This window comes from Bacteroides fluxus YIT 12057, assembly GCF_000195635.1.
GTDB classification, from domain to species: Bacteria; Bacteroidota; Bacteroidia; order Bacteroidales; family Bacteroidaceae; genus Bacteroides; species Bacteroides fluxus.
Genome location: NZ_GL882625.1, coordinates 79433 through 91614, shown reverse-complemented (window position 1 = coordinate 91614; position 12182 = coordinate 79433). Strand labels below are relative to the sequence as shown.

Here is a 12182-nt window from a genome sequence, read left to right as displayed (position 1 = left end):
GATACAGCTTTCCTGCATTCCGTTTGCAAAGTTACATTAAAATGCTGATTTCCCAGTGATTTACAGAAGGTTTTTTAGAAATCAAGAGGGGTAGCGGTGCTTGCGTTAGGGGCACGGATGCGCATCACGCTGGCCAGTGTGGGGGCGATACGGCTGACGCTGACAGGTATGCGGACAGTCTCTGCCTTTATACCGGTGCCCAGTAGAATCAATGGGGCAGGAATGGCGGCTGTACGTACCACGCGGTTGTCTGTACTGTTTTCCTGCATGATGGTCCATCCCGGCAATACGTCAATCAGCAAGTCGCCGGAGCGTTTGCGGTGAAATCCGTTGCGCATGCGCTCTATCTGTGGTGACCAGGGACCCAAAAGCAGGCGTTGGGAGGAATATACTTCATTTACTCCACTGAACTGTACAAGAAATTCGGCGGCTTTTTCCTGTATTTCGGTCAAGCTCAGCTGTTTGTTTTCGATGAGCTTGTGGTTCAGGTAAATTTGCTGGTTGTAATAGGCCTCTACATATTGTCCCTCACCGTAGGTTGCCATGAGGTACATATTCAGCAGAGTAGCGCACCGGTTCAGGTAAAACTCACCGCCGGGTACACGGTAAATACCTGCGTCGGCTGTCTCCGCATCGGCATATCCGGTGGAAGTGATACAGAAAAGTACGTTATGTAATCCTATCTTGCGCTCTATGAGGTCCAGCAGGGAGGCGATGCTGCGGTCGAGGCGGACATACGTATCCTGCATCTCCATGGCGCACTCTTGTACACTGCGGTGGTTGTAGTTCCCTGCATAATAGGTCAGCGACAGCAGGTCGGGAGTTTCGTCTTGCCCCATGGTGCTCTTGTTCAGCAATTCTTCGGTCAGCAGGTTGACCTCTTCGTTGATGAAAGGGCTGGTAATCAGCCGGCGGAACTTATTGATACGCTCGCTGTCCAATTTATATTTAAATGGCTCTGTACGCCATTCGGGTAGAAATGTATAGCTGGTGATGGGGTGTGACGGTGTCCACACTTTGTCCTTCATGCGGAAGTCGGGTGACTTCCGTTCATTGTATTGGCTGAGCCACCATGGGAATTCGCTGTAATAGGTAGTGCTACACCACTTTCCGGTATTCTCGTTGAGCCAGAACGCGCCGTTTCCTGCATGGCCTGCACCGAAGATGGCGGCGTCGCGGAAAGGGGCGATGGCATAGACCAACCCTTTGTTGCGTGTCGCTATTTTCAGTTCATCGGCAAGGGTGGAGGTTAAAAGCCGGGAAGGGGAAGTGCTTTCATCGGTGTAGTTCCCCATGAAGTCGGAATCATCCACGCAATTGACGGGACGGAGCGTGCCGGCATCCAGCCAGTTTTCGGCAATGACACCGTTCACGGAAGGGGTGCTTCCTGTATAAATGGCTGCAATGGCCGAGGCTCGGTCTGTTCCGCAGAAAGGGAATTCTGCCTGGCGGAACACCTTGCCCTCACGCATTAACCGCTTGAAGCCTTTTTCTCCATATAAGGACGAGAACGCTTCCATGTAATCCGTGCGCAACTGGTCGATGGTCAACGCTACTACCAGTTTGGGGGTAGTAGGCAGCGGTTGGGCTTGTAGGCCACCGAACGTCAGTGCAAGTATGGAAGTTATCAGTCCTTTTTTCATGATGGTCGTTTGTATGTGAGAATAAGGTTGCTCGCAGAACGTATCAGCAAACACAGTGCCAAAGGTAATACAGCCAAGTCAATTCTTTGCGGAATTATCGCCCAAAAGCATATAAAAAGTGTTAAAACGACAAGATCCGCTATCATATACCGGCTTGTTTTCTTTTTTCGTACCCTGTTGAGCATGCAGGGGAGGCACAATAAATGGAACGGATGGAACACGAACAGCAGGTAGTTGGGGCTTACCGCAGGGTGTTGTGAAAAGAGTGCCAGGAATGCCAGGATGCATCCGGCTACTCCGGCGGCAAAGAACAGGATGAGGTCGATGCCCCAGAGTGTCTTTCCCTTACGGATGCCGTAGATGGTGGCGGCTGTGACTATGACGAACAGCAGCAATGCCGATTGCATGGGACTGATTCCGCCGGTCTGGAAGTCGGCGGCTGTTTTTCCGGTTATCACAACTTTCTCTTCGGAGGTAACCAACGGGCGTGCCTGTCCTTTCTTGTCAAGGATGCGGGCGGTATTGAAATATTCCTGCACGTTGAAGGGGATGAACATCATCTCTCTCCGGCTGATGGGCTTGTCGGCTTTGCTGCCCATGCACAAGTCCATGCCGAAGCGTGACCACAAGTGGCCTTCACTATATTTATGCAGCAAGTCCCGGTAGGTGACTCCCGTATTGCTGTCGGTCATATTGTCAGCATATTGCAATGTGCCGTCAATGGATTTCTCTATCTGGTCCCGTGGGCGGGTGGCGCAGTTGTCATAAAAGAAATTGTAACGGTACACCCGGTTTTCGGGCCGGTAGTTCTCTTCCAGCCGGTTGATGAGCCGTTCTTTCTCGTCTTGCGTGAGGTTCAGCGTCTGCTGCCAGACGTCGCGTCCCAAAGAATGGTATTCAGAGACAAAGTGTCTGTAGTTTGTGGCTCCCAATTGATAGTCGGTGTCTCCCAAGGCAAAGCGAAGGGTGAAATTGGGGGTGTTGAAATCGAATATGCCGTAATTGAAAACGGCGTCAATGCCACGTGTGAGGTTCTCGTAGCGAATGGCAGTGTGTCCGAAAAGATAATAGATTTCACCGCCCGGGGCGCATGTCAGCAGGCTGATGCGTATGGAGTCGGGGGTGCTTTCTCTTTGCGCCTGCATTTGGGCAATGGCCGGATAGGGGCATAAAAGAAAGAATATGAGATATAGGGAAATGTACAAATTCTGTTTCATGCTGCAAACTTACAATATTTCTCTGAAATAGACGAATAAAAATCGGCCGTTGTTTTATCATGGACAGTTCATGACGGAAAAATAAATCCGGTATGAGCTGTCTGCCGGTAATGCATCATCTGTTTGCCGGGAGTGCATCATCCGTTTGGCGCTAACGCATCATCTGTTTGGCGCTAACGCATCATCCGTTTCGTTGCTTCTCCATTCTTTCTGGGCTTTCGCCTGTTCTTTTCAAAATCTTTCCCCTTAGATATACGGATAGTATATCTTATCTTCTTATTAGTTATGTTGTGTCCGTTTGGTGGCGCAAGGGGTGGCGCAAAACTTTTGTAAAGTGCTGTGCTGCAATGCGAAACTATGGCGCAAAGCGTGTCCAAAAAGTGGCGCAAGAAAGATGATGTTTTTTGTGCGATCCTAAGTGCTTGATAGGTAGTATGTTATTCTGTATTTGGAACGAATGGCTAAAAGGCGGTAAGAATGTCTTTGCATCATGTTCTGTTATCTGAAATAAAATTGTAACTTTGCGCCGCTAAAAAAGTATGCAAAGCAGTGAACCTTATAGTGGATATAGGAAATACCGTTGCCAAGATTGCAGTGTTTGCAGATACGGGCATTGTGGAAGTCGTTTATGATTCCAATGCCGGTTTGGAACACCTGCTTGAAGTTTGCCGCAGGTATTCCTGCGACAAGGCTATTGTGGCTACTGTCATTGATTTGAGTGAACAGGCTCTGGCGCAGCTGGCCTCGCTGCCTGTCCCTCTGCTTTGGCTGGACGAGAAGACCCCGTTGCCGGTAGAGAATCTTTATGAAACTCCCCGGACGTTGGGGTATGACCGTATGGCGGCTGTGGTGGGGGCTAATGAACAATTTCCCGGTAGGGATTTGCTGGTGATTGACGCGGGCACTTGTATTACCTACGAGTTCATTGATGCCATGGGACGTTATCATGGCGGAAACATCTCTCCCGGTTTGCAGATGCGCTTTAAGGCGCTTCATCAGTTTACCGGAAGGCTTCCGTCCGTTTCTGCCGAAGGGCGTCTGCTTCCGATGGGAAAAGATAGCGAAACAGCCATCCGGTCTGGAGTGTTGAAAGGCATCGAATATGAAATTTCAGGTTACATTATGGCTCTTAAGCATAAATATCCTGAACTTTTGGTTTTTTTAACGGGCGGCGATGATTTTTCTTTTGATACAAACTTAAAAAGTATCATCTTTGCAGACAGATTTTTAGTGTTGAAAGGATTAAATCGAATTTTAAACTATAATAATGATAGGATATAGACAAACACTTTTGGTGCTCTTGCTCACGATATTATCAGGAGTGGCAGTCGCTCAAAATAATACAAATTCTCCCTATACACGATATGGATATGGACAGTTGGCTGACCAAGGTTCGGGTAATAGCAAGGCTATGGGTGGTATAGCCTATGGGTTGCGGGACAAGTATCAAACCAATTTCGTCAATCCGGCGTCCTATACAGCGGTGGATTCATTGACTTTCATCTTTGATGGCGGCATTTCTTTGCAGAATACGAATTTCAGTAACGGTACGGTAAAACTGAATGCCAAAAATTCGAGTTTCGATTATATAACTATGCAGTTCCGTGCGAGTAAATGGGCGGCTATCAGTTTAGGATTGTTACCCTATTCGAATGTGGGATATAACTTGGGAAAGACAACGGAAAACCCCGATGTCCCCTCCAGCTCGAGTGTCGTATCCTATTCCGGTGATGGCGGTCTGCATCAACTTTATTTAGGGGCAGGATTTAAAATAATTAAAAATCTTTCCATTGGCGCAAACTTTTCTTATCTTTGGGGAGATATAACGCAGACTACGTATGAAAGTTTTCCGTCTGACGCGTCGATTATGCCTTTTACGAGAGCCTTTAATGTGGCAATCAAGAGTTATAAACTTGATATCGGGGCGCAATATACACATCAGTTCGGGAAGAAACATGCAGCTACTTTAGGGGTTGTCTTCTCTCCGGGACATAACCTGAGCAATGATGCTTATGTGCAGGACCAGACGGGAAATACAACAACGGGAGCTACTGTCAGTACCCGGGATTCTGTGATTACTACGGGACTGCCTACCACGCTGGGTATAGGAGTGACGTATGTATATGATGACCGTTTGACGGTGGGGGCTGATGTCATGTTTCAGAATTGGGACAAGACTACTTTCATGAATCAGAAAGATGCGCTGTGTAAACGTGGAAAAATAGCGGTTGGTGCGGAGTTCCTTCCCAACCCGATGGGCAGAAGCTATCTTTCACATGTAAAATATCGTTTGGGAGCCTATTATTCTAAGCCTTACTATAAGATACACGGTGAGCGTGCCGCCGATGAGTATGGCCTGACAGCCGGATTCGGCTTGCCGATACCGAGAACCCGTTCGGTCTTGAGCCTTTCGGCGCAATACGTAAGGACACAGGGGAAACAGGCGGCGTTCTTGAACGAGAATACACTGCGTATCTGTGTTGGAGTAACCTTCAATGAACGTTGGTTCTTCAAACGTAAAGTCGATTGATGATAACGAATAGACAGAAAAATATAACAACTAAAATTTAAATACAATGAAAATTAAGACGCTTGTGGCTGTTTTACTCCTTTCGGGTGGAGTAACCACTACTTTCGCACAGAGTGATTGTAATGCTAATAGTAGTATCTCGCACGAAGCCGTAAGAGCAGGCAATTTTAAAGATGCTTATGCTCCGTGTATGGCCGTACTGAAGGATTGTCCTACGTTGAGGTATTATACTTTTACGGATGCCCAGAAGATTCTGATCGGTTTGATGAAACAAAACAAGGATCGTAACTCAGCGGAGTATAAGAAGCTTTTTGACGAATTGATGAGCGTACATGACCAGAAGATTCAATATCTTCCTGAGTTTTCCAAGAAATACAAGACAGGAATACCCAGCCCGGCATCTGCATTGGGTACAAAGGCGGTGGATTATTTGCAATATGCCCCGGCTCCGGATCTTAACCAAGCTTATGCCTGGTTGAAAGAGTCTGTAGATGGCGCAAAGGGTGAATCCGACGGTGCCGTACTTCACTTTTTCTTAGATGTATCTATGCAGAAGGTTAAAGCTGACACGAACCATACGGATCAGTTCTTCCAAGATTATATTGATGCTTCCAAGTATGCGGATGATGCGATTGCCGCTGAAACAAAGGAAGCGAAGAAGAAAAACCTGCAGGCTATTAAAGACAACCTGGTAGCTATGTTCATCAACAGTGGTGTTGCCGATTGTGAATCATTGCAGAATATCTATGGCCCGAAAGTAGAAGAGAATAAGACAGACTCTGTATTCTTGAAAAAGGCTGTTGCCATCTTGAAAATGATGAAGTGTAATGAGAACGAAGCCTATTTCAAGGCATCTGAATATTTGTATAACATCAACCCGACCGCCGATGCTGCGGTAGGTGTGGCAGCCATGTATTATAAGAAAGGCGATTTTGACAATGCGGTGAAATTCTTCGACGAGTCTTTGGCTAAGGAAACAGACAATGTCAAGAAAGCTGAGATTGCTTACGCTGCTGCTGCCGCCTTGATGCAGGCTAAGAAATTGTCGCAGGCAAGAAGCTACTGCCAGAAGGCTATCAGCTTCAACGAAAGTTATGGTGACCCTTATATCCTGTTGGCCCAGATGTACGGATCGAACCCTAACTGGAGTGACGAGCCTGCTTTGAATAAGTGTACTTACTTTGTTGTCATCGACAAGTTGCAACGTGCGAAATCTGTAGATCCGAGTGTAACGGACAGAGCGAATGAACTGATTTCTACTTACGCGCGCCATACTCCCCAAGCCAAGGACCTCTTCATGTTAGGTTACAAGGCAGGAGACCGTATCACTATCGGCGGTTGGATCGGTGAATCTACAACCATTAGATAAAACTATGTCGCTACAACCCATTAACGTTGTTTATCATAGAAATACGAGCATAACCATTGTCCTTGGGGCAATGGTTATGCTTCTTTTATTTTCTTCTTGTTCGGGACGGAAAAAAGACCTGGGCGCTGCTATCACCGAACGTGACTCCTTGCCTGTGATGGACACCCGTGGAGTGACCACATTGATTTCCGATTCGGGAATAACCCGCTATCGCATCAATACGGAGGAATGGCTGGTCTTTGACCGTAAGAATCCTCCTTATTGGGCGTTTGAGAAGGGGGTCTATCTGGAGAAGTTTGATTCGTTGTTCCAAGTGGAAGCAAGTATCAAGGCAGATACGGCCTATTTTTACAACAAGGAAGAATTGTGGAAGCTGATGGGCAATGTTGATGTAAAGAATCTGAAAGGCGAACGCTTCAATACGGATTTGCTGTATTGGGATCAAAGAAAGCAGAAGGTCTATTCGGACCAGTTTATACGCATAGAACAGCCGGACCGTATCATAACGGGGCGCGGCTTTGAGTCCAACCAGCAAATGACCGTTTATACTATCCGCCAGCCGGAAGGCATCTTCTATGTCGATGAAGAAGCCACTGCTGCTGACACCCTGAGAACTGATACCGTCAATTGATATTATGGATACCATCATCTATTTGTTGATAACCATGGCTTTCTCCGCCTTCTTTTCCGGTATGGAGATTGCTTTTGTTTCTGTGGATAAGTTACGCTTTGAAATGGAACGGAAGCCCGGTGTGACATCGGGCATTTTGACCTATTTCTTCCGTAATCCCAACAACTTTATTTCCACTATGCTGGTGGGAAACAATATTGCACTGGTCATTTACGGTATTCTCATGGCCCAAATCATTGAGGCCAACTTGTTGGCGGGGGTGATTTCCAATCATTTTGTGATGGTATTGGTACAAACTGTCATTTCTACTCTGATTATCTTGGTAACCGGTGAATTCTTGCCGAAGACGTTGTTCAAGATTAACCCTAACCTGATGCTGAGGGTATGCGCGGTCTTTTTGTTCATCTGTTACGTCATTCTATTCCCCATATCGAAGTTCGCTTCCGGTTTGTCTTATCTCTTTTTGCGGATATTCGGCATGAAGATAAATAAGGAGGATTCTGCCAAAGCCTTCGGTAAGGTTGATTTGGATTATTTCATCCAGTCGAGCATCGAGAATGCCGACAGCGAGGAGGAATTGGATGCTGAAGTGAAGATTTTTCAGAATGCCCTTGACTTTTCGAATATTAAGATACGTGATTGCATCGTACCCCGTACGGAGGTGGTTGCGGTCGATTTGACCACCTCCTTGGAGGACTTGCGGAATCTGTTTGTGGAGTCCGGAATCTCCAAGATAATTGTATTTGACGGAAACATAGATAATGTAGTGGGGTATATCCACTCTTCCGAGATGTTCCGTAATCCGGATGATTGGCGGAATAATGTAAAGGAAGTCCCCATTGTCCCCGAGACAATGGCTGCGCATAAGTTGATGAAACTGTTTATGCAGCAGAAGAAAACGATTGCTGTCGTGGTGGATGAGTTTGGCGGTACGTCGGGCATTGTCTCGCTGGAAGATCTGGTGGAGGAAATCTTCGGAGACATTGAGGACGAGCACGACAATACATCCTATATCTGCAAGCAGATCGGGGAGCATGAATATGTGCTTTCGGCCCGTTTGGAGATAGAAAAGGTGAATGAAACGTTCGGTCTGGACTTGCCGGAATCGGACGACTATCTGACAGTGGGCGGGTTGATCTTAAACCGCTATCAGAGTTTTCCGAAATTACACGAGGTGATTGCGGTAGGCGGCTATCAGTTCAAAATAATTAAGGTGACGGCTACCAAAATAGAGCTGGTACGCTTGAAAGTCGTTGAATAATTCTGTTTGGACGTAATTTTTTAGAGAATAAATAGATGCGTATTAGCATTTTTTGTATCTTCGTGCGCTAAAATGAACATGAAAAGAAAATAATAATAAACAAATAAATCGTATTAACTAAAATGGCAACATTACAAAACATTCGGTCGAAAGGACCTTTATTGGTGATTGTTATTGGTTTGGCGCTGTTTGCTTTCATCGCAGGTGACGCGTGGAAAGTGCTTCAGCCACACCAGTCACAAGACGTAGGTGAAGTGAACGGGGAGACTGTTTCCGCTCAAGATTATCAGGCAATGGTAGAAGAATATACAGAAGTTATAAAATTCTCCAGCGGCATGAACGCATTAAGCGACGAGCAGACCAACCAGATCAAAGACGAAGTATGGAGAAGATATGTAGAAAACAAGCTGGTTGAAAAGGAAGCGAAGAAACTGGGATTGACAGTGTCTAAAGCTGAACTCCAGGCCATCATTGATGCCGGTGTGCATCCGATGTTGCAGCAGACTCCGTTCCGTAACCCGCAGACCGGTGCTTTTGACAAAGATATGTTGAAGAAGTTCCTTGTAGATTATTCTAAGATGAATAAGGCTCAGATGCCTTCTCAATATGCGGAATACTACGAATCCATGTATAAATTCTGGTCGTTTATTGAAAAGTCACTTGTACAGGCACGTCTGCAAGAGAAATACCAGGCTTTGATTACCAAGTCTTTGTTCTCCAATCCGGTAGAGGCACAGGATGCTTTTGACGGAAGAGTGGATCAGTCAGACCTGCTGTTGGCTGCCATTCCTTATACTTCTATTGTCGATTCTACGATTACTGTTACGGATAGTGACTTGAAGGCTGCATACGACAAGAAGAAAGAACAGTTCAGACAATACGTGGAGACCCGTAACATCAAGTTTATCGATGTACAGGTAACTGCAAGCCCGGAAGACAAGGCTGCTATCCAGAAGGAAATGGAAGAATATACGGCTCAGCTGGCCGGTACTCCTGCCGACTATACGACTTTCGTCCGTTCTACAGGCTCTACTGTTCCTTATGTGGATCTGTATTATACTGCAAAGTCTCTGCCCGCTGATGTCGCAGCCCGTCTGGATTCCGTATCGGTAGGTGGCGTATATGGCCCTTATTACAATGTAACCGACAATACGATCAATTCTTTCAAGAAACTGGCTTCCGCTACATTGCCCGACTCTATCGAGTTCCGCCAGATTCAAGTGGTGGCTGAAGACGCTGCCAAGACTAAATCTTTGGCGGACAGTATCTACAACGCAATCAAGGATGGCGCTGATTTTGCGGAAGTGGCCAAAAAATATGGCCAGACAGGTGAACCTACCTGGATTTCTTCTGCCAATTACGAAGGTGCACAGATTGACGGTGATAACTTGAAGTATATTACTACCATTACCACGCTGGCACAGAATGAATTGACTAATCTGGCTCTGGGACAGGCCAATGTGATCCTGCAGGTTACTGGCAAGAAGGCAACCAAGGATAAATACAAAGTGGCTGTTGTAAAACGTCCTGTTGAATTCAGCAAGGAAACTTACAGCAAGGCATACAATGACTTCAGCCAGTTCATCGCTGCCAACAACACGTTGGAAAAAATGGCTGCCAATGCGGAAGATGCAGGTTATAGACTTTTGGATAAGACAGACCTGTATAGCTCTGAACACGGAATAGGGGGTGTAAGAGGTACGAAAGATGCGTTGAAATGGGCGTTTGAGGCAAAAGCCGGTGAAGTTTCTGGATTGTATGAATGTGGCGAAAGCGACCGTATGTTGGTTGTCGGCGTGGCAAGCATCGTTCCGGAAGGTTATCGTCCGTTGGCTTTGGTTAAAGACCAGCTGAGATTTGAGATTCTCCGCGACAAGAAAGCCGAGAAGATTATGGCTGACATGAAAGCTGCCAATGCAACTTCATTCGAGCAGTATAAGAATATGGCAAATGCAGTGAGTGACTCTGTGAAGCACGTCACTTTTGCCGCTCCTGCATATGTTCCGGCTTTGCGCACCAGCGAGCCGTTGGTAAGCGCTTACGCTTCTGTTGCCGAACTGAATAAGCTGAGCGCTCCGATCAAGGGTAACGGTGGTGTATTTGTCCTTCAACCTTATGCAAAGGAAAAGCTGAACGAAACATTCAACCAGGAGACAGAGGAAACCACATTGGCTGCTATGCATGCTCGTATGGCAAATCAGTTCATGAGTGACCTCTATCTGAAAGCCGATGTAAAAGACAAACGTTACTTGTTCTTCTAAGAATAGGAATATGTAAAAGAAAGAAAAGCCGTCCGGCAACACCGGACGGCTTTTTCATTGTCCGGACATTTCATTTTCCGGCCGTGGCATTGCCTTTGTGCTACTTTATTTTTACCTTTGCATAAATAAATGATGATGACTGTTTTCATTCTTTCATTCTCTCATTCTTTTATTGCTAATTTCGTGCTTTGCGCGGTTAAAAAACTTTTAGAATATGCAGAAACAACCTCTTTTAGGCTTGACGCTTTCCGAATTGCAGTCTGTGGTAAAGAATCTGGGGATGCCCGGTTTTGCTGCCAGGCAGATTGCCTCATGGCTCTATGACAAGAAAGTGACTTCCATCGACGAGATGACCAATTTGTCATTGAAACACCGTGAATATTTGAAAGATGCCTATGAAGTAGGGGCTGCGGCTCCTGTAGATGCCATGCGCTCTATAGACGGTACGGTGAAATATCTCTATCAGGCGGGTGAGGGGCATTTCGTGGAGGCAGTCTATATTCCGGATGAAGACCGTGCCACGCTCTGTGTCTCTTCCCAGGTAGGTTGTAAAATGAACTGCAAGTTTTGTATGACCGGCAAACAAGGCTTTACAGCCAATCTGACCGCCAACCAGATTATCAACCAGATCAGCTCGTTGCCGGAACGCGACAAGCTGACCAATGTAGTGATGATGGGAATGGGAGAGCCTTTAGATAATCTGGATGAGGTTTTGAAAGCGTTGGAAATAATGACCGCTTCTTATGGCTATTCATGGAGTCCCAAGCGTATTACCCTTTCTTCCGTAGGCTTGCGGAAAGGGCTACAGCGCTTCATTGAAGAGTCCGATTGCCATCTTGCTGTCAGCCTCCATACTCCGGTCCCCCTTCAACGCCGGGAACTGATGCCTGCCGAGAAGGCTTTCTCCATAACGGAAATTGTAGAATTGCTGAGAAACTATGATTTTAGCAAACAGCGCAGACTGTCTTTTGAATATATTGTCTTTAAAGGCGTGAACGATTCCCTGCTCTATGCCAAAGAATTGTTGAAACTGCTGCGCGGCTTGGACTGCCGGATCAACTTGATCCGTTTTCATGCCATACCGGGCGTAGGTTTGGAAGGAGCGGATATGGAAACGATGACCACTTTGCGCGATTATCTTACTTCGCACGGTTTGTTCACGACCATACGTGCCTCTCGCGGTGAGGACATATTTGCCGCATGCGGTATGCTTTCCACGGCTAAACAGGAGGAGAATAAACAAGAATTAATATAAATTATTAACTTTAGC

At 46.4% G+C, this 12182-nt stretch carries 9 protein-coding genes; 7 read left to right on the top strand and 2 right to left on the bottom strand.

The window, feature by feature from the left end:
- Positions 1-74: 74 nt before the first annotated feature.
- Both HMPREF9446_RS07280 and lnb read right to left on the bottom strand, forming a co-directional pair.
- The gene (locus HMPREF9446_RS07280) at positions 75-1643 is read right to left on the bottom strand and encodes an alkaline phosphatase family protein (RefSeq protein ID WP_009124926.1); all 1569 of its coding nucleotides are present in this window, start codon (positions 1641-1643) and stop codon (positions 75-77) included.
- Positions 1640-2860, bottom strand: a complete 1221-nt coding sequence (lnb, locus tag HMPREF9446_RS07275; protein WP_039968753.1) for a lipoprotein N-acyltransferase Lnb — start codon at positions 2858-2860, stop codon at positions 1640-1642. The genes HMPREF9446_RS07280 and lnb overlap by 4 nt, the downstream gene beginning before the upstream one ends.
- A 549-nt stretch (positions 2861-3409) precedes the next feature.
- Between lnb and HMPREF9446_RS07270 the strand changes: the two genes are divergently transcribed.
- The 7 genes from HMPREF9446_RS07270 (at position 3410) to rlmN (ending at position 12167) form a co-directional block, all read left to right on the top strand.
- Positions 3410-4141 (top strand): type III pantothenate kinase, encoded by a 732-nt coding sequence (locus HMPREF9446_RS07270; protein ID WP_009124923.1) that lies wholly within the window; start codon positions 3410-3412, stop codon positions 4139-4141.
- The gene (locus HMPREF9446_RS07265) at positions 4128-5390 is read left to right on the top strand and encodes a hypothetical protein (protein ID WP_009124922.1); all 1263 of its coding nucleotides are present in this window, start codon (positions 4128-4130) and stop codon (positions 5388-5390) included. The genes HMPREF9446_RS07270 and HMPREF9446_RS07265 overlap by 14 nt, the downstream gene beginning before the upstream one ends.
- Before the next feature lie 46 nt (positions 5391-5436).
- Entirely contained in the window at positions 5437-6759 is a 1323-nt protein-coding gene (locus HMPREF9446_RS07260; protein ID WP_009124921.1) for a hypothetical protein, read from the top strand.
- A 4-nt stretch (positions 6760-6763) separates the two neighbouring features.
- Positions 6764-7390, top strand: coding sequence for an LPS export ABC transporter periplasmic protein LptC (gene lptC, locus HMPREF9446_RS07255; RefSeq protein WP_009124920.1), 627 nt, complete (start codon positions 6764-6766; stop codon positions 7388-7390).
- 4 nt (positions 7391-7394) lie between these two features.
- The gene (locus HMPREF9446_RS07250; protein ID WP_009124919.1) at positions 7395-8651 is read left to right on the top strand and encodes a hemolysin family protein; all 1257 of its coding nucleotides are present in this window, start codon (positions 7395-7397) and stop codon (positions 8649-8651) included.
- Positions 8652-8773: 122 nt separating this feature from the next.
- Positions 8774-10912, top strand: coding sequence for a SurA N-terminal domain-containing protein (locus HMPREF9446_RS07245; RefSeq protein WP_009124918.1), 2139 nt, complete (start codon positions 8774-8776; stop codon positions 10910-10912).
- Between the two features lie 214 nt (positions 10913-11126).
- Positions 11127-12167 (top strand): 23S rRNA (adenine(2503)-C(2))-methyltransferase RlmN, encoded by a 1041-nt coding sequence (rlmN, locus tag HMPREF9446_RS07240; protein WP_009124916.1) that lies wholly within the window; start codon positions 11127-11129, stop codon positions 12165-12167.
- The last annotated feature ends 15 nt before the right edge of the window (positions 12168-12182 follow it).

Excerpts from the sequence above, each read along its gene's own strand:
- HMPREF9446_RS07280 (WP_009124926.1), bottom strand. The coding sequence starts at position 1,643 with ATGAAAAAAGGACTGATAACTTCCATACTTGCACTGACGTTCGGTGGC.
- lnb (WP_039968753.1), bottom strand. The coding sequence starts at position 2,860 with ATGAAACAGAATTTGTACATTTCCCTATATCTCATATTCTTTCTTTTA.
- HMPREF9446_RS07265 (WP_009124922.1), top strand. The coding sequence starts at position 4,128 with ATGATAGGATATAGACAAACACTTTTGGTGCTCTTGCTCACGATATTA.
- HMPREF9446_RS07260 (WP_009124921.1), top strand. The coding sequence starts at position 5,437 with ATGAAAATTAAGACGCTTGTGGCTGTTTTACTCCTTTCGGGTGGAGTA.
- lptC (WP_009124920.1), top strand. The coding sequence starts at position 6,764 with ATGTCGCTACAACCCATTAACGTTGTTTATCATAGAAATACGAGCATA.
- HMPREF9446_RS07250 (WP_009124919.1), top strand. The coding sequence starts at position 7,395 with ATGGATACCATCATCTATTTGTTGATAACCATGGCTTTCTCCGCCTTC.
- HMPREF9446_RS07245 (WP_009124918.1), top strand. The coding sequence starts at position 8,774 with ATGGCAACATTACAAAACATTCGGTCGAAAGGACCTTTATTGGTGATT.
- rlmN (WP_009124916.1), top strand. The coding sequence starts at position 11,127 with ATGCAGAAACAACCTCTTTTAGGCTTGACGCTTTCCGAATTGCAGTCT.